Here is a 17,695-nt window from a genome sequence, read left to right on the forward strand (position 1 = left end):
GCCCCACGCCCGGGGCGGGCTGCGTCAGCGAGTTGACCTTCAGCGGCAGCAGCGCGGAGTCGGCCGGGCGGCTGTTTTCCGCCAGGCCGTACAGGCCGCCGGCCGCGACGTGCGTGACCGGCCGGAACGGGGAGCCGACTGCAACGGTGAGCACTTTCCCCACGGGGTTCGTCGGTGGCGTGGCGCCGGAGGGGCTGGCCGAAGGGGACGGCGACGGGCTCACTGAGGGGCTCACTGCGGGGCTCGCTGAGGGGCTTGGTGACGGGCTCGCGGACGGGCTCGCGGATGGGCTGGGCGACGCACTCGGGCTCGGGTCGGGTGACCGCGTGGGGCTCGCCGACGGGCTGGCGACGGTGCCGGTGCACGGGGTGCCGTTCAGGGTGAAATCGGTGGGAACGGGGTTGGAACCGTCCCAGGAGCCGTTGAAGCCGAAGCCGGCCGTGCCGTTGGTGGGGATGGAGCCGTTGTAGCCGGCGTCGGTGACGGTGACCTGCGCTCCCGACTGCGTGTGGCTGCCGTTCCAGAGCTGGGTGATGGTCTGCCCGGCGGTGAATGACCAGGTCAACGTCCAGCCGTTCACCGGATCACCGATGTTGTTAACGTTAACATTCGCGCCGAAGCCGCCCGGCCACTGATTGGTGATCGTGTAGGTGACCTGACAGCCGGTCGCGGCCTGGGCGGTCAGGGCCGGCGTGACGGCGCCTACGGTCCCGGCGCAGACGACGGCGGCCAGCGCCGCTCCTAACCGGTGGGAGAAGAGTCGCATCTGTGTCCTCGGAGACGGGGGCGATTAAGGGGGAGAAGGGAGCCCATGCGAGAGCCGCTGTCGTGAAGCAGAGAACGGCCGTGGCCTGACACGGCTGAGCGGCCGTTCTGGTCCGGAGGTCGACGCCGGCGGTCGAGGTCGGCGGGAGGCGATCGGCCGGGCTGCCGTCCGCGGTCGGCTCGCACGCGTGCCGGCGCCGACCGCTCCGCCGGTGCCTGCCGTGACGTTCCCCGCCGGGGCGTTCCCCGCCGGGATGGTTCCCGGTGGGGCGGTTTCGCGCGGTGCGGTGCCCGCTGGGATGGCGCTCGGTGGGACGGTTCCCTGCGGCGCGGTCCTCGCCGGGATGGTCCTTGCCGGGACGGTACCCGCCGGGGCGGCTCCGACGGGGTCGGCAACGGCTGGGACATCGATTGCCGGACAGTTGCCGATGAGAAGGCAGGAGGCCGGACATGTGTGCTCTGAAGCACTTCACCTGCCGTGCTCGCTGCCACCGCCGCTCCCGGTGAGTCCGACAATCGATTTCCTTCTCGGAAAATTGGCGTTTCCCGGCGGACCGTACGCAGGGGGCGGGTCAAGCGTCAACGGACACGTCCGCGGCGGGCGGCCGGACTGTCGGTATGGCACCGCTCCTGTGCCGCCCACGGGAGGTGTCGCGCCTTCGAGCGATCACAGGATCGGCTGAAAATTACATGTCCGGGGAAGACGGCCGGGGAGGGCGACTCGCCCGTGCTGAGCGGGGGCGGAGGGAGCATTCAGGCGCGGATGCGCAGGCCGCGGGGGGCGGAGGGAGGACTCAGGCGCGGATGCGCAGACCGCGGGGGGTGGGGTGGAAGCCCGCGGCTTCGAGCGCCGCCGCGAGCGGAGAGTCGGCGATGGCGGTGCCGTCGGCGCGCTCGACCGTCAGCTTCCCCAGGGCTCCCCGCTTCACGGCGACCGCCAGGGCCAGCACGGCGGACCGCAGGTCCTCCTCGGGCCCGAACGAGAGCAGGGTCTTGCCGCCGCGCTCCACGTAGAGGATCAGCGCACCCTCCACCAGCACCACCAGCGCGCCGGCCTTGCGGCCCGGCTTGTGGGTCACGTCGTCGGTGCGGTCCGGCCAGGACAGGGCCGCACCGTAGGGGTTGGCCGGGTCGGTCGCCGCGAGCACGACCGCACGGCGAGGCGGCGGCGGGACGGGGATCGACCACAGGTCCTCGGCCGGAGCGGGACGCGTGGAGGACAGGGCGCGCATGCGGTCGACCGCGCCCGGCAGGGCGAACTGGGCGCCGCCCAGACCTTCGACGAAGTAGCCCCGGCGGCACCGGCCGCTCTCCTCGAAGGCGCGCAGCACCTGGTAGACGGCGGAGAAACCACCGGGCAGGCGCTCGGCTGAGATGCCGCCCCGCGTCAGCACGCCGTGCCGCTCCAGCAGAACTTCGGCCTGCGCGTGGGCCCGCTGGGTGCCGTCGGCCGCCGGCGAGGGCAGCAGCCACCATCGGCCGCTCACGGTCGGCGGGCCGCTTCTCGTGGGCAGCACCGCGCGGCGGCGCCTGGTCGCCGCGGGCCGGTGGGCGGGCCGCCCGGTGCCCAGAGTCGAGCGAAGCGGGGCGAGCGTGTCACCGGTGACCCGGCCTGCCCAGACGAGGTCCCACAAAGTTGCCGCGAGTGTCGTGTCGTCCGGCACCGCGCTCGCCCGCGCGGCACCCGCCGCCTCATCCGGGGCGCGGCCGAGGATCCTGGCCCGGCGGGCCGAGGCGGCGTCCTGGCCGGAATCGGGCGGCGCCTGCTCGCCGAGCGCCGCCGCCGCGATCCGGTTGGACAACTCGCGGAAGAACAGCGCGCCGCCCCCGCTCAGGATCTCCAGGACCTGCTCGTGCAGCGGCGTCATGGTGAGCTCCGACGGCGCGGGAAGCAGCAGGGGTGCGGTGTCGGCGAAGTAGAGACCGACCCACCCGTCGCCGCCGGGCAGGGAACCCTGGCCCACCCAGACGACCTCCCCGGACGAGGTCAGCTCGTCGAGCAGGGCGGGGGAGTATCCGGGCACTCGGGCGGGGAGCACCAGCGACTCCAACGCGGAAGCGGGGACGGCTGCTCCCTGCAATCGTTCGATCGCCGTGATCAGTGCGTCCATGGCCCGCGCCGGGCCGTGGCCCTGTCCGCCCTGTCCGCTCTGGGTGCCCTGTCCGCTCTGGGTGCCGGGCGCCGAGAGCCCGGTCCGGCCGGCGTTCCCGCCCTGCTCCCCGCCGGTCGGCGTGCCGCCCTGCGGGACGATGCCGTGCCAGGTGGGCAGGAACGCCGCCAGCGTCTCCGGGGGGACCGGTTCGACCTCCTTGCGGAGCCGCGCCAGCGACCGGCGCCGCAGCAGCCGCAGCACCCCGGCGTCGCACCACTCCTCGCCCCGGGCCCCGGGGCGGAACTCGCCCGCGACCACCCTGCCCGCCGCCGCGAGACGGCGCAGCGCCTCGTCCACCACCGCGACGCCCATGCCGAATCGCGCGGCGGCCGTGCCGGAGGAGAACGGCCCGCGGGTGCGGGCGTGCCGCGCGACCAGGTCGCCGAGCGGATCGGGGACGGCGGCCCGGCCCGGCCCGCTGGACCCACCGGCGAGGGGCGCTTCGAGGAACTCGTGCGGGACGCCCACCGGCAACGGCACCCCGAGCGCGTCGCGCAGGCGCCAGGCGTCCTCCACCGCGGCCCACTGCTCGTGGCCCGCCACACGCACCCGGATGGCCCGGCGTGCCCGTTCCAGGTCGGCGAGCCAGCCCGGGTCTCCTTCGCGGATCGAGACGTCCTGGGCGAGCAGCGGGCCGTGCGAGCGCAGCAGGTCGGCGAGGTCCTCGGCGTCGCGCAACGGCCTGTCCAGCCGCGCCAGCTCCCGCTCGGTCTCGGCGACGACATCCGGATCGAGCAGCTCCCGCAGGTCGGCCTGCCCCATGAGCTCGGCGAGGAGCGCGGTGTCGAGGGCGAGTGCCTGCGCCCGCCGCTCGGCCATCGGCGCGTCACCCTCGTACATGAACGCGCCGATGTAGGCGAACAGCAGCGACGCCGCGAACGGGGACGCCTGGGTGGTCTCCACCTCGACCACCCGCACCCGGCGGGCGGCGACGTTCCGCATGAGCTCCACCAGGCCCGGCACGTCGAAGACGTCCTGCAGGCACTCGCGCATCGTCTCCAGCACCACCGGGAACCCGGCGTACTTGCTCGCGACGCCGAGCAGGTGGGCCGCCCGCTGGCGCTGCTGCCACAGGGGGGTGCGCCTGCCGGGGGAGCGGCGGGGCAGCAGGAGGGCGCGCCCGGCGCACTCCCGGAACCGGGAGGCGAACAGGGTGGAGCCCCCGAGCTCCTCGATGACGACCTGCTCGATCTCCTCGGCGTCGAACACCGCGACGTCGGTGGGCGCGTCCTCGAAGGTGTCGGGCACGCGCAGCACGATGCCGTCGTCGGAGTGGATGGCCTGGACGTCGACGCCGTACCGCTCGCGCAGCCGCCGTCCGATGGCGAGCGCCCAGGGGGCGTGGACCCGCGCGCCGAAGGGGGAGTGGATCACCACGCGCCAGTCGCCAAGCTCGTCGTGGAACCGCTCGACCACGAGCGTGCGGTCGTCGGGCACATAGCCCGTGGCCTCCCGCTGCTCGGTCAGATAGGCGAGCAGGTTGCCGACGGCGTAGTCGTCGAGCCCCGCCGCGCGAATCCGCTCGCGCGCCGGCGCCGTGTCGCCCCGGCCGCCCGCCCCCGCGGCCGACAGCTCACGGACGAACGCGCCGATCGCGCGGCCGAGCTCGGCGGGGCGGCCCGGCGCGTCTCCGTGCCAGAACGGCAGCTTGCCCGGCTGCCCGGGGGCGGGGGAAACCAGGACCCGGTCGGCGGTGATGTCCTCGATCCGCCACGAGGTCGCGCCCAGCACGAACACGTCGCCGACCCGGGACTCGTAGACCATCTCCTCGTCCAGCTCGCCCACGCGCGACGCCTTGTCGCCCACGAGGAACACGCCGAACAGCCCGCGGTCGGGGATGGTGCCCCCGTTGGTCACCGCCAGGCGCTGGGCCCCGGGACGGCCCTGGAGGGTGCCCGTCACCCGGTCCCAGACGATGCGCGGCCGCAGTTCCGCGAACTCCTCGCTCGGGTAGCGCCCGGCGAGCATGTCGAGCGTCGCCTCCAGCGCGCTGCGCGGCAGCGTGGCGTACGGCGCGGCACGGCGAACCAGCGTCTCCAGCGCGTCGACCGTCCACTCGTCGAGCGCGGTCATCGCGACGATCTGCTGGGCCAACACGTCGAGGGGGTTGCGCGGATAGCGGAGCGCCTCGATCTGTCCCGTACGCATGCGCTCGGCCACGACGGCCGTCTGAACGAGGTCGCCCCGATACTTGGGGAAGATCACGCCACGGGAGACGGCCCCGACCTGGTGCCCGGCGCGGCCGATGCGCTGCAGGCCGCTCGCCACGCTGGGCGGCGCCTCGACACAGGCGACCAGGTCGACCGACCCCATGTCGATGCCCAGCTCCAGGCTGGAGGTGGCGACCACCGCGGGCAGACGGCCCGACTTCAGCGCCTCCTCGATCTGGGACCGCTCCTCCTTGGAGACGGAGCCGTGATGCGCCCGCACCACCTCGGGGATCGCGCCGCCCGAGACTCCCGCCTGGGCCGTCATCTCCGCCGGCATGGCCGCCGGGCCGGTCCGCCGGGTATCACCGCGCTGGACATCAGGCCGTAGGGCATCCGCCCACCCGCCGTCTCGGTGCGCGATGTCGCCGGGTGCGCTGTCTGCGTGCGAGCTGTCCTCGCGTCGGGCGTCAGGTTCTTCGTGCCGGTCGGACCACTGCGCGTGCAACTCCTCGAAGGCATCCGACCAGTGGGCCGGATCTCCCGGGCCGGGGCTCGCGCCCTCGCCTGGCGGCGGCGCGGTCCGCCGTTCCCAGGCGAGCTCGTTGAGCCGGGCGCACAGGCGCTCCGACAGACGTCGCGAGTTGGCGAAGACGATCGTGGACCGATGGGCTTCGATCAGGTCGAGCAGGTGCTCCTCGACATGCGGCCAGATGCTCCTGCGGTGCTCCGGCGACCCGCCGTCAGCGCCGGGCGGGGGCGGCGCCAGCTCGGTCATGTCCTCCACCGGCACCACGACGTCGACCTCGATGACCTTCTCGGAGGGCGGCTGCACGACCGTGGCCGGGCGGGACCCGCCGAGGAACGTCGCCACCTCCTCGACCGGCCGCACGGTCGCCGACAGTCCGATGCGCTGGGCCGGGGCGGGCAGCAGGGCGTCGAGCCGCTCCAGCGTCAGCGCGAGGTGCGCCCCGCGCTTGGTCCCCGCGACGGCGTGGACCTCGTCCACGATCACGGTCTCGACGCCGCGCAGCGCCTCGCGCGCCTGCGAGGTGAGGATCAGGAACAGGGACTCGGGCGTCGTGATCAGGATGTCGGAGGGCCGGGCGGCGAAACGGCGCCGCTCCTCGGCCGCGGTGTCCCCCGAACGGATCGCCACCGATATGCCGGGCGCGGGCAGGCCCATCCGCAGCGCCGTCTGCCGGACGCCGGTGAGCGGGGCCCGCAGGTTCCGCTCGACGTCCACCGCGAGGGCCTTCAGAGGGGAGACGTACACGACCCGGCAGGGCCGGGGCGGCTCCCCGTCGTCCTTCCGGCCGCGTCGCCCGACGCGGCGGCTCCCGGGCCGCTCCACCTCGGCTCCCGGCGAGGCCCGGCGCGTCGTGTGCTCGACGGCGAGGCGATCGATGGCCCACAGGAAGGCCGCGAGCGTCTTGCCGGACCCGGTGGGAGCGACCACGAGCGTGTTCTCACCCCGCGCGATCGACGACCACGCGCCCTCCTGCGCCGCGGTCGGCGTCGCGAAGGCGCCGGTGAACCACTCCCTGGTCACAGAGCTGAAGCCGTCGAGCGCACCCACCTGCCCATCATGCATCGCCCCACCGACAGAAAACGCCGCGCCGCCATCCCGTCACCAGGTGAGGCAGGTGCCGGGCAGGTGCGGGGCGAGCCTGGGGGCGGCGGGCCGGACGCCTGCCGGCCCAGGCGGGCTGATCCCGTACGACACGGAAGACGGCTGCTCACCGGCCCCCGGTGGCATGAGATGCCGGCGTCGGGACAATCATCCTCAGTATGGAAATCGACTACGCGGCCATCGAGGCGGAGCGCGCGCGGATCCGTGAGCGCTACCTGAGCGAGCGCCGTGCCGCAAGCAGCGCGAGGGGCCTGCACCACTTCGCGCTGATCTCGTCTGACGTCGAGCGGACGATCCGCTTCTACCACGAGCTCCTCGAGTTCCCGTTGACCGAGATATTCGAGAACCGCGACTACCGCGGGTCCAACCACTTCTTCTTCGACATCGGCAACGGCAACCTGCTGGCCTTCTTCGACCTCCCCGGCCTCGATCTGGAGCCGTACAAGGAGGTCCTCGGCGGGCTCCACCACATCGCGATCTCGGTGGAGCCGGCGACGTGGGAGCGTCTGCGCGGCAAGCTCGACGCCGCCGGCGTCCCCCACCAGGTGGAGAGCGGCAGCTCGATCTACTTCCAGGACCCGGACGGCGCCCGCCTTGAGCTGCTCGCCGACCCGCTCGGCGAGATGTACGGCACCCGCGTCATGTGATGCCGTCTCCTGCCGGTGGGCAGGTGATCGGACGCCGCGGCCGGGACGGGACATCCGGGCCGCGGCGTCATACTGAACGCATGCGCCTCACAGACTTCTGGAACAGGATGCGCCGCCACTTCGGGGAGGCGTACGCGGAGTCGTGGGCGAAGGACTACGTGATCGCCGGGCTCGGCGGGCGCACGGTCGAGCAGGCCCTCGCGGAGGGCGTGGCGGCCAAGCAGATCTGGCAGGCCGTCTGTCAGGAGGTCGACGTGGACTCCAGGCTCCGCTGACAGACCCTCTTTCCACCCACCCCATCCCGTGACCGCGGCCGGCTGATCCTGTCGCGCGCCGCTCCGTCCATGACCCATGGCGTGAGTCGTCTTCGGCAACCACTTGAACGGTAGTTGAGTGCTTGCTAGCGTGTTGAGCAGATGAACACGGAGGAAGCGCATGGCCAGAGATCACTTCACTCCCGATGAGGCTCTCCAGGAGATCGGGCGCGTGGGGCGGCGGGTCCGCCATTCCTCGCACGGGCCCGGGCGGGCGTACCTGTTCGTGGGACTGGCCACGATGGTCTACTGGCCGGCGATGTTCCTCGGCGGTTATCCGTTGCCGTTGCTCGCCGGGCTCGGGTGGATCGTCCTCACGGTCGCCCTGTGCGTGTACTGGGCCCGGCTGCGGGTGCACGACCGGCTGATGAAGCGCATCAACGGGCCGGTCTCGGCGGCGTACGTGGTGACGATGATGGTGCCGTTCGTCGTCGGCGTCTGGCTGATGCCCGATCGGCCCACCGCGGGCTGGACGGTGGCGCTCGCCGCGCTGTCGGTGCTCGCCGGGCTGCCCCTGGTGTACGGCGGGCTTCGCCTGATGAGGAACCGATGACGGCCCACCCGCGCCACGAGCTCGACGAGACCATCCACGCGCCGGTGCGGCTGTCGATCATGGGCGCCCTGGCCGCGGCGGACAAGGCGGACTTCCGCTTCCTCCGCGACACCATCGAGGTCAGCGACTCGCTGCTCAGCAAGCACATCCTCACGCTCGAAGAGGCCGGATACGTCCGGGTGGAGAAGACCTTCGTCGGCAAGCGTGGTCGCACCTGGCTCTCGCTGACCGATCAGGGGCGTACGGCCTTCGAGACATATATGGACGTTCTGCGACGAATTGTGGAGGCAACCCCCCGTGCTTGAGATCGATGGCCTACGCAAACGCTATGGAGACAAGACCGCCCTCGACGGGGTGGGTCTCACCGTACGGCCGGGCGAGATGTTCGGGTTCGTCGGCGCCAACGGCGCGGGCAAGACGACGACGATGCGGATCGTCATGGGCGTGCTCGACGCCGACTCCGGCGAGGTGCGTCTGGGCGGGCGCCCGGTGACGTACGACGACCGCCGCACGTTCGGCTACATGCCGGAGGAGCGCGGCCTCTACCAGAAGATGAAGGTCGCCGAGCAGATCGAATACTTCGGGCGGCTTCACGGGCTCGCCCCGGCCGCCGCGCGCTCGGCCACCGCCGCCCTGATCGAGCGGCTCGGCCTGGTCGAGCGGAGCGGCGACGCGGTGGAGGCGCTGTCGCTCGGCAACCAGCAGCGGGTGCAGCTCGCCGTCGCGCTCGTCCACGAGCCGGCGGTCCTGATCCTCGACGAGCCGTTCTCGGGCCTCGACCCGCTGGCGGTCGACGCGCTCGCGGAGGTGCTCAAGGACCGCGCCGCCGCGGGTGTCCCGGTGATCTTCTCCAGCCACCAGCTCGACCTGGTCGAACGGCTCTGCGACTCGGTCGGCATCATCTCGGCGGGCCGCATGGTGGCGTACGGACCGGTCGGCGAGCTACGCGAGCGGGAGGGCCGCGGGACGCTGCGGGTCGTGGTCAGGGACGCCGCGCCCGGCTGGGCCGACGGCCTGCCCGGCGAGCTCACCCGTGAGGGCGACCGCGACGTGCTGCTGTGCGAGGAGGGTGACGATCAGGACATCCTGCGCACGGCGATCGGCGCGGGCAAGGTGGAGCACTTCGGCCGCAGGCAGCCGACGCTGGCGGAGATCTTCAGGGAGGCGGTGGCATGAACGGCCTGTGGCTGGTGGCCCAGCGGGAGATCCGCACCCGCATCAGGACGAAGTCCTACCTGATCAGCCTGGCGGTCAGCGCGGTCCTGGTGGCCGCGCTCGCGTTCCTGCCCAAGGTCCTGGGCGGCGACGACAGCTACGACGTCGGCGTGGTGGGCCAGGCGCCCCCGCCCGCGGCCCAGCTCGCCTACTCCCGGCTGCCGGACGAGGCGGCCGCCCGAAAGGCCGTGGTCGACGGGGACGTCGACGCGGCCCTCGTCAACGGGGACAAGGTCCTCGCGAACGGCGAACTCGACCAGCGGCTGGGACTGATCCTGGAGAGTGTCCACCGTGACGCCCAGATCAGGGCGGCCGGTCTCACGATCACGCCGCTGACGGTGGAGTCGGTCGGCGCCGACGCCCGCTACGAGGGCGTGCGCACCGGCATCGCCACGCTGATCGTGATGGTGCTGTTCTTCCTGCTCATCTACTCCGCGATGTTCGTCGCCATGGGTGTGGTGGAGGAGAAGGGCAGCCGCATCGTGGAGATCCTGCTCACCTCGGTCCGTCCCTGGCAGCTCCTGGGCGGCAAGATCGTCGGGCTGGGCGCGCTGGGGCTGGTCAACCTCGTCGTGGTCATCGCCGCCGGCCTGGCGGCGTCGTCCGCGACCGGCTTCACGGCCGACCTGCCGCCCGGAATGGGGGGAATCGTGGTCAGCGCGGTCATCTGGTTCGTGCTGGGCTACGCCTTCTTCTCGGCGCTCGCCGCCGCCTTTGGCTCGCTGGTGTCGCGGCAGGAGGAGCTCAACACCGTCCTGACGCCGATGACCATGCTGATGATGTTCACCTACCTGACGGCCTACTTCGCCGCCGTCGAACCGGCGGGCACGGTCGCGCGCGTGCTGTCGTTCGTGCCGCCGTTCTCCTCGATGGTCATGCCCGTACGCACGGCGGCCGTCGACGTGCCGCTCGTGGAGATCCTCGTCTCCGGAGCGCTCATGGCCGTGGCCGTGGTGGCCGTCCTGCTGGGCGCGGCCCGCGTCTACCGGCGGGCGGTGCTCCGCACCGGCGCCCGGGTCAGGCTGGGTGAGGTCGTCCGCTGACGGCGGGGGCGCCGGCGGAGGATCAGGGGTGCGGTGAGAGCGTGCGGCCGATCAGTTCGGCCGCACGCCCGGGGTCGTCGGCGCTCTCCTGGCCGCCCGGTGCCCACAGGAACATCCAGCCTTCCCTGGCAGGCGTCGCGAAGACGATCGTCTGCCTGCCGGTGCCCGGGTGCCGGACGGACAGGACCGGATCGTCCGTCCCGAGCAGTTGCGCGGACATGCCGTGCTCGCGGAGCCGCGCCGCGAGCGCCTCAAGCCGGGCCAGGCGCTGTCCGCTGTAGTCGCCGGTGCCCGTCACGTGGCCCCTCCAGCGGGGAGATTCAGCTTTGCTACAAGGATCGTCCCAGGTCAACGCGCTGGCAACCATGGCAGAGTAACGCCCGGGAATGTAACGGTGCGGTCGGGATACCGTTCGTTCCCCGGACTCGGTGGCGGTTCTGACATGTGATCGAACAGTCGTTCGGCTATATTGGACTGGTCGCCGCCGGGGTGCGCGCCGTCAGGTCGCCGGGGCGCGACAGGCTCCCGGTCCGCCCTTCGTGGGGCGGGCTGCGGGAAGCTCCGGAAAATGTCGGTGGCACCCCGTAGCTTTTCGGTGACCGAGCAGACGACCACCCTTCAGGGGGCACCCAATGGCAATCAACGACCGCGAGAAGGCCCTTGAGACCGCCCTCGCACAAATCGAGCGGCAGTTCGGCAAGGGCAGCGTCATGCGCCTCGGAGACGACGCGCGTGCCCCGATCGAGGTCATCCCCACCGGTTCCATCGCTCTCGACGTCGCCCTCGGCATCGGCGGCTATCCCCGCGGCCGAATCGTCGAGGTGTACGGCCCCGAGTCCTCCGGTAAGACGACGGTCGCCCTGCACGCCGTGGCCAACGCCCAGAAGGGCGGCGGCATCGCGGCGTTCATCGACGCCGAGCACGCCCTCGACCCCGAGTACGCCAAGAAGCTGGGCGTCGACGTCGACGCGTTGCTCGTCTCCCAGCCGGACACCGGTGAGCAGGCGCTGGAGATCGCGGACATGCTGATCCGCTCCGGCGCCGTCGACATCATCGTGATCGACTCGGTGGCGGCCCTCGTGCCGAAGGCCGAGATCGAGGGCGAGATGGGCGACAGCCACGTCGGCCTCCAGGCCCGCCTCATGTCGCAGGCACTGCGCAAGATCGCCGGAGCGCTGAACCAGACCCGGACCACCGCCATCTTCATCAACCAGCTCCGCGAGAAGATCGGCGTCATGTTCGGAAGCCCCGAGACCACCACAGGTGGCAAGGCGCTGAAGTTCTACGCGTCGGTGCGGCTGGACGCGCGCAGGATCGAGACGCTCAAGGACGGCACCGAGCCGGTGGGCAACCGGACCCGGGTGAAGGTCGTCAAGAACAAGATGGCCCCGCCCTTCCGCCAGGCCGACTTCGACATCCTGTACGGCATCGGCATCTCCCGCGAGGGCGGGCTGATCGACATGGGCGTCGAGCACGGGTTCGTGCGCAAGGCCGGCGCCTGGTACACGTACGAGGGCGACCAGCTCGGGCAGGGCAAGGAGAACGCCCGCAACTTCCTGAAGAACAACCCCGACATCGCCAACGAGATCGAGAAGAAGATCAAGGAGAAGCTCGGTGTCGGGCCGCGGCTCGACACGCCGAGCGAGCCCCCCGCCGCCCCGGCGGCGCCGGCCCCCACGTCGGGCCGGGGCAGCAAGGCGGCCAGTGCGCCCAAGCCGGGTGACGTCTGAGCGCAGGCATGAGGCGCGACGAGCCCTCCGGCCCGGACGACGAGATCGGGCCGGGGGACTGGAACTCGGGACCCTGGGGGCCGGCCGAAGAGCTACCTGGATCGGCTGAGGACGCCTCCGCGACGATCGCCGCTCTGCGTGCGGAGATTCTGCGTGCGGAGGCAGGGCGTGCGGAATTCGGGCGTGCGGAGAACGGGCAGGAGGCCGGCCGGGCCGGACGCCGCCGTCAGGGACGTGGCGGCCGGCGGGGAGAACGGGCCGGCCTGAGTGCACGGGCAGGCCTGGGAGAACACGCTCCGGAAGACCAAGCTCTGGGAGAACACGCTCCGGGAGAACACGAAGCTCCGGGAGATCGAGCGGGCCTGTGGGAACGGGCGGCTCCGGGAAACCGGGCGGGCCAGGGAGGACGTGGAGCGCCGCGGAGCCGGGGAAGGCGTGAGAGGTCCGGCGGGTGGCTTCCCGACGGGCCGCAGGAGGGCACGGCGGCAAGCGAGGGACCACCGGCCGACCCCGAGGCGGTGGCCAGAGCCATCTGCCTGCGGCTGCTGACGATGGCCCCCAAGACCCGGGCCCAGCTCGCGGAGGCCCTGCGCAAGCGGGACGTGCCCGAGGAGGCGGCGAACGCCGTGCTGGAGCGGTTCTCCGAGGTCGGGCTCATCGACGATGAGGCGTTCGCCGCCGCGTGGGTGAGTTCCCGGCACACCGGTCGCGGGCTCGCCCGCCGCGCGCTCGCCCAGGAGTTGCGGCAGCGCGGCGTGGCCGAGGAGACGGTCAAGGACGCCGTCGGGCGGCTCGATCCGGACGAGGAGGCCGAGACCGCACGCAGGCTGGTGGACCGGAAGCTGGCCGCCACCCGCGGGGTGGAGCCGCGGGCGCGCATGCGGAGATTGGCCGGCATGCTGGCCCGCAAGGGCTACTCGCCGGGGTTGGCCTTCCGTGTGGTCCGAGAGGCGATCGAGGCCGAGGGCAGCCCGTCAGATGAACTTCCGGATACCTTCGAGTGAGCCATAGCACCACGCAAAAGTCACTTGACAGGGCATCTTTGCTTGCTCGTTACCTCTCTGACGCTTAATCTCGACCGCAGTGAGGAGTTGCTCCGCGCAGCGCGGATTGCCATAACGGTGAACCACGACGGACGAGAGACATTGACCGGCCTTCGGGCCATATGGGTCGCCCCTCGGGGCGCCTGGGCATTGCGACGATATTTGTCCTGGTGACGCCACCGGGTGCTGCCGTGCTGCGCGTGCGACCCCTGCCAAGAGTTGTCGTGAGGGGTGAGCGCGCATGGACACGATCGTGATCGTTCTTGCGGTTGCGGTAGTGCTGCTGGCTCTCGTGATGATCGCCGCCCTCGTCATAGTCATGCGCCGCACCGGAACCGTCGCACCGCCTGGCCCCTCACCCGAGCAGCTCGCCGGGGTGAAGGCCGAGGTCAACGAGGAACTCGAACGCGCCAGACGCGAGGCCGAGGAGATCCGCACGAAAGCGGAGCATGACGCAGGGGAGATTCTCAAGAAGTCGGAGACATTCGCCGAGAGCGCCGCGCTGATGCGCAAGGAGGTCGAGGAGGAGACGCGGATCCTCAAAACGGAGCTCAAGGAGCTGCGCTCCGACCTCGAACGCCGCGAGAACCGGCTGGCCGAGCGCGAGCAGCGGCTCGACGAGGAGGCGCGCAGACAGACCGAGCGGGCCCGCAAACTGGCCGAGACCGAGACCGAGCTGGCCGACCGCCGCGAGGAGCTGGAGCGGGTGGCCGAGCGGCGGCAGGAGATCCTGGAGCGGGTCGCCGGACTGACTGCCGAGCAGGCCAAGACGGAGCTGGTCAAGGAGATCGAGAACCAGGCCAAGCGCGAGGCCGCGCTGATCGTCCGGGAGATCGAGGGCGAGGCCCGGAAGGAGGGCGAGAAGCGCGCCTGCAAGATCGTGACGCTGGCCGTCCAACGGGTCGCCACCGAGCAGACGGCCGAGTCGGTGGTGAGCGTCCTCCACCTGCCGGGCGACGAGATGAAGGGCCGCATCATCGGCCGCGAGGGCCGCAACATCAGGGCTTTCGAGTCCACCACCGGGGTCAATTTGATCATCGACGACACGCCGGAGGCGGTGCTGCTGTCGTGTTTCGACCCGGTCAGGCGGGAGACGGCCAGGCTGACGCTGGAGAAGCTGGTGCTCGACGGCCGGATCCATCCCCAGCGGATCGAGGAGGCGTACGAGCGCAGCAAGGCCGAGGTGCGGGACCTGTGCGTGCGTGCGGGAGAGGACGCGCTGGTCGAGCTGGGCATCACCGAGATGCACCCCGAGCTGGTCACGCTGCTGGGCCAGCTCCGCTATCGCACCTCCTACGGCCAGAACGTGCTCAAGCACCTGATCGAGTCGGCGCACATCGCCGGGATCATGGCCTCCGAGCTGCGGCTCGACCGTGACCTCGTCAAGCGCTGTGCGCTGCTGCACGACATCGGCAAGGCGCTCACCCACGAGGTGGAGGGCAGCCACGCGATGATCGGCGCGGAGATCGCCCGGAGGTACGGCGAGCACGAGGACGTCGTCCACGCCATCGAGGCGCACCACAACGAGGTGGAGGTCAAGACCGTCGAGGCGGTCCTCACCCAGGCCGCGGACGCGATCAGCGGCAGCCGCCCCGGTGCCCGGCGCGAGTCCCTGGAGGCCTACGTCAAGCGGCTGGAGCGCCTGGAGGAGATCGCCCAGTCGTACGACGGCGTCGACAAGGTCTTCGCCATGCAGGCGGGCCGGGAGATCCGGGTGATGGTCCGGCCCGAGAACGTGGACGACATCCAGGCCCAGGTCATCGCCAGGGACGTCGCCAAGCAGGTCGAGGAGGAGCTGACCTACCCCGGCCAGATCCGGATCACCGTGGTCCGCGAGTCCCGCGCCACGGAGTTCGCCCGGTAAGCCTCGCCCGGTGAGTCTCGCCCGGTGAGTCTCGCCTGGTGAGCCTCGGCCCCCGCGTCTCGCGTCGACGCCGGCCCGGCCGCCACGGCCGCCACGGCCGAGTGCCCCCGTCCGTAGCTGGGCGGGGGCACTCGGGCGTCCGGAGACGCCCGGTGGGACGCCTCCTGATCAGATCAGGGGGCAAGGCCGAGCGCCGGCGAGGTCGTCGAGCGCCTTCGTCACGCCGTCCGGTTCGTCGCCCACGTCGACGCGGACCAGCGCATCGGGACCGACCGGATGCGCACGCCACTCGTCGAGGCGGACGGGCGACCGGTCCGGCTCACCGGAAGATCTGCAGGTAGAACGACAACTCGGCGGCGAGGGCCGCCGCCCTGGTCTCCAGCCGCCGGAACCCGTGGGCCTCGCCCTCGAACGTCAGGTAGGTGCAGGGCACGCCGCGCGCCAGCAGGCGCTCGGCGAACGCCCGCGACTGGGCCGGCGGCACGACCGGGTCGGCGAGCCCCTGCATGAGCAGCATGGGACAGTTCACCCGGTCGGCCCGGGCCAGCGGCTCACGCTCGCCGTACCGGTCCTCGGGACCGACCAGCCACTCCACGTACCGTGACTCGAAGTCGTGGGTGGCCGCGACGAGCGGCCTGAGCGTGCTGACGCCCGCCACGGAGACGCCGCCCGCGAAGACGTCCGACGCGGCGCAGGCGGCCATGACCGTCCACCCGCCCGCGCTCGCCCCGCGTACGGCGATTCGGGCGGGGTCGGCGAGGCCCTCGGCGACCAGCCACTTCGCCGCGGCGATCACGTCCTCCACGTCGATCACACCCCACCGGCCGCGAAGGCGCTCCCGGTAGGCCCGGCCGTACCCGCTGGATCCGCCGTAGTTGACGTCGATCACGCCGATGCCGCGGCTGGTGAAGAACGCCTTCTCCAGGCTGAACTCGCTCGTCGCGTGCCCGGTCGGCCCGCCGTGCACGAAGACGACGTAGGGCGCGCCGCCCTCGTCCGCCTGCTCCGGTGGATGCAGGTACGCGTGGACGCGGCGCGTGCCGGGCGCGGCACCGAACCCCTCGGCCCCTAACTCCCCAGCCCCTAACTCCCCGGCCCCGAAGCCCCCAGCCCCAAACTTCATGGCCTCCTGCTGCATGGCCTCGAACTGCACGGCCTCCAGCTCCACGGCCTCGAACTGCACGGCCCGGGGCGCCGGGAGGACGCCGGCGGCGACGCCCTCCACCTCCCGCCGCAGTTCATCGGCGCGATCGGCGTGACTGGCGCGATCGGAGCGTCCGGCCTGACGGCTGCGACCTGCGTGACCGGCGTGACCCGCGCGGTCAGCCTGACCGGGGCCGACGGCGTGGCCGGGGCCGGGTCCGATGGCGTCGGCGTCGTCGGCGTCGTCGGCGGTGTCGGCGGTGGTGGCGGCGTGGATCCGGACGACCGAACGCGGCGCGCCCTCCCGGTAGCCGAGGCCGATGAGCACGTCGCCGTCCGCGTCCAGCACGGGCGCCCACCCCACGAAGGGGACGTCGAGATCGGTCAGCGTGCCCGCCTCCGGGTCGAGGACGCCCATGCGCAGGTCGCCGCGCCCGTGCAGCACGGCGAGCCGCCCGTCGCCCAGCATGGCGTAAGGCAGGCCGCCGAGCTGCCACAGCGGCCCGGCGAACTCCTCCTCCGCCGGGAAGACAGGCTCGCACGACGATCCGGAGATGTCGGCTCGGTAGAGGTTCCACCAGCCGGACCGGTCGGAGATCGCGTACAGGCGCCGCTCGTCGGACCACAGCGGCGCGAGGACAGACTCGGCAGGCCCGCCCATCACCGTCCACGTGGCGCCGTCGGACAGTCGCGTAACCCGCAGCTCGGTGCCGGTCCAGGGCATGTTCGGGTGGTTCCAGCAGATGTAGGCGAGGTGCCGGCCGTCGGGGGACGGCGTGGGAGAGGCGTAGAAGTCGCTGCCGGTGACCAGTTCGGCGATCTCGCCGGTCCCGGTCAACTCCACGGCCACGATCGAACGGGTGACCTTGGCGTCCTGGTCGTGGCGTTCCCGGACACACCACACCCGCGGCCCGCCCGCGCCACCGGCACCACCCGGCCCGCCTGCGCTGCCCGCGCCATCCGGGCCGTCCTGGACCCGCAGGTCGGCGTAGCGGAGGTCGGCGTAGCGCAGCGCGCCCGGCTCGCGGGGCTCCGGGGTGACCGGGCGGGGCCGGTCCGTGCCCGGCTCGCCGCCGGCGTGGGACCGGGCGAGGTAGAGCCGCTGGTCGGGGTGGTGCGCGAAGACGAGGCCGTGACCGGGGACCACGACATAGGACCGCCCGCCGTACTCGTGGACGCGCGTACGGGCGTCCCAGGGCGCGGGAAGCAGGTCGGTGAGGGTGCCGTCGGCGGCCCGGTGGACGACCGTACGGCGGCCGCCCTCGGCGGGGCGGTCCTCCTCCCACCACGCCTCCCCGCCCAGCACGGTCGGGAACCCGAGCCGCCGACCGGCACGTGCCACGTCGGTCGTGGAGATGGGCGACGGCCGTGGCGAGAACGGCCTCGGGCCAGGCGTGGGGGGCATGACCGCATCCTGCCCGACGAGCCCGCTCCCGGGAGGGCGA

General features: G+C 72.2%; 13 protein-coding genes. 9 read left to right on the forward strand and 4 right to left on the reverse strand.

Annotated features, from left to right (window positions below; all coding sequences use genetic code 11):
- Together FLX07_RS04255 and FLX07_RS04265 are read right to left on the reverse strand one after the other, a co-directional pair.
- Positions 1 to 766 (reverse strand): cellulose-binding domain-containing protein (locus FLX07_RS04255; protein WP_191049445.1); only part of this gene is annotated, 766 nt, incomplete at its 3' end.
- A gap of 793 nt (positions 767 to 1,559) precedes the next feature.
- On the reverse strand, positions 1,560 to 6,659 hold the full coding sequence (locus tag FLX07_RS04265) for an Lhr family helicase (RefSeq protein WP_142568136.1): 5,100 nt from the start codon (positions 6,657 to 6,659) through the stop codon (positions 1,560 to 1,562).
- A 197-nt stretch (positions 6,660 to 6,856) separates the two neighbouring features.
- Between FLX07_RS04265 and FLX07_RS04270 the strand changes: the two genes are divergently transcribed.
- The 6 genes from FLX07_RS04270 (at position 6,857) to FLX07_RS04295 (ending at position 10,470) form a co-directional block, all read left to right on the forward strand.
- A complete protein-coding gene (locus FLX07_RS04270; RefSeq protein ID WP_142568137.1) occupies positions 6,857 to 7,345 on the forward strand; it encodes a VOC family protein in 489 nt (162 codons plus the stop codon).
- An 80-nt stretch (positions 7,346 to 7,425) separates the two neighbouring features.
- Entirely contained in the window at positions 7,426 to 7,620 is a 195-nt protein-coding gene (locus FLX07_RS04275; protein ID WP_142568138.1) for a DUF3046 domain-containing protein, read from the forward strand.
- A gap of 160 nt (positions 7,621 to 7,780) precedes the next feature.
- Entirely contained in the window at positions 7,781 to 8,212 is a 432-nt protein-coding gene (locus FLX07_RS04280; RefSeq protein WP_142568139.1) for a hypothetical protein, read from the forward strand.
- The gene (locus FLX07_RS04285; RefSeq protein WP_142568140.1) at positions 8,209 to 8,517 is read left to right on the forward strand and encodes a winged helix-turn-helix domain-containing protein; all 309 of its coding nucleotides are present in this window, start codon (positions 8,209 to 8,211) and stop codon (positions 8,515 to 8,517) included. Before FLX07_RS04280 ends, FLX07_RS04285 begins: the two co-directional genes overlap by 4 nt.
- Positions 8,510 to 9,388 carry an ABC transporter ATP-binding protein gene (locus FLX07_RS04290; protein ID WP_142568141.1) on the forward strand — a complete coding sequence of 293 codons (879 nt, stop codon included), beginning with the start codon at positions 8,510 to 8,512 and terminating at the stop codon, positions 9,386 to 9,388. Before FLX07_RS04285 ends, FLX07_RS04290 begins: the two co-directional genes overlap by 8 nt.
- On the forward strand, positions 9,385 to 10,470 hold the full coding sequence (locus tag FLX07_RS04295) for an ABC transporter permease (RefSeq protein WP_142568142.1): 1,086 nt from the start codon (positions 9,385 to 9,387) through the stop codon (positions 10,468 to 10,470). The genes FLX07_RS04290 and FLX07_RS04295 overlap by 4 nt, the downstream gene beginning before the upstream one ends.
- A gap of 22 nt (positions 10,471 to 10,492) precedes the next feature.
- Here the strand turns inward: FLX07_RS04295 and FLX07_RS04300 are convergent, their stop codons facing one another.
- Complete coding sequence (locus FLX07_RS04300) at positions 10,493 to 10,768, reverse strand: hypothetical protein (RefSeq protein WP_142568143.1); 276 nt, start codon at positions 10,766 to 10,768, stop codon at positions 10,493 to 10,495.
- A gap of 334 nt (positions 10,769 to 11,102) precedes the next feature.
- Between FLX07_RS04300 and recA the strand changes: the two genes are divergently transcribed.
- The 3 genes from recA (at position 11,103) to rny (ending at position 15,107) form a co-directional block, all read left to right on the forward strand.
- Positions 11,103 to 12,200 (forward strand): recombinase RecA, encoded by a 1,098-nt coding sequence (recA, locus tag FLX07_RS04305; RefSeq protein ID WP_142568144.1) that lies wholly within the window; start codon positions 11,103 to 11,105, stop codon positions 12,198 to 12,200.
- A 362-nt stretch (positions 12,201 to 12,562) separates the two neighbouring features.
- Complete coding sequence (recX, locus tag FLX07_RS37475; protein ID WP_223852873.1) at positions 12,563 to 13,204, forward strand: recombination regulator RecX; 642 nt, start codon at positions 12,563 to 12,565, stop codon at positions 13,202 to 13,204.
- Between the two features lie 280 nt (positions 13,205 to 13,484).
- Positions 13,485 to 15,107: a ribonuclease Y gene (gene rny / locus FLX07_RS04315; RefSeq protein ID WP_142568146.1), complete on the forward strand. Its 1,623-nt coding sequence runs from the start codon at positions 13,485 to 13,487 to the stop codon at positions 15,105 to 15,107.
- Between the two features lie 319 nt (positions 15,108 to 15,426).
- Here rny and FLX07_RS37480 read toward each other — a convergent pair whose 3' ends face one another.
- Positions 15,427 to 17,655, reverse strand: coding sequence for a S9 family peptidase (locus FLX07_RS37480; protein WP_223852733.1), 2,229 nt, complete (start codon positions 17,653 to 17,655; stop codon positions 15,427 to 15,429).
- Between the last annotated feature and the right edge of the window lie 40 nt (positions 17,656 to 17,695).

The organism is Microbispora bryophytorum (genome assembly GCF_006874465.1).
GTDB lineage: Bacteria > Actinomycetota > Actinomycetes > Streptosporangiales > Streptosporangiaceae > Microbispora > Microbispora bryophytorum.

Coding starts and splice junctions, on each gene's coding strand:
- FLX07_RS04265 (WP_142568136.1), bottom strand. CDS start 6,659: ATGCATGATGGGCAGGTGGGTGCGCTCGACGGCTTCAGCTCTGTGACC.
- FLX07_RS04270 (WP_142568137.1), top strand. CDS start 6,857: ATGGAAATCGACTACGCGGCCATCGAGGCGGAGCGCGCGCGGATCCGT.
- FLX07_RS04275 (WP_142568138.1), top strand. CDS start 7,426: ATGCGCCTCACAGACTTCTGGAACAGGATGCGCCGCCACTTCGGGGAG.
- FLX07_RS04280 (WP_142568139.1), top strand. CDS start 7,781: ATGGCCAGAGATCACTTCACTCCCGATGAGGCTCTCCAGGAGATCGGG.
- FLX07_RS04285 (WP_142568140.1), top strand. CDS start 8,209: ATGACGGCCCACCCGCGCCACGAGCTCGACGAGACCATCCACGCGCCG.
- FLX07_RS04295 (WP_142568142.1), top strand. CDS start 9,385: ATGAACGGCCTGTGGCTGGTGGCCCAGCGGGAGATCCGCACCCGCATC.
- recA (WP_142568144.1), top strand. CDS start 11,103: ATGGCAATCAACGACCGCGAGAAGGCCCTTGAGACCGCCCTCGCACAA.
- rny (WP_142568146.1), top strand. CDS start 13,485: ATGGACACGATCGTGATCGTTCTTGCGGTTGCGGTAGTGCTGCTGGCT.
- FLX07_RS37480 (WP_223852733.1), bottom strand. CDS start 17,655: ATGCCCCCCACGCCTGGCCCGAGGCCGTTCTCGCCACGGCCGTCGCCC.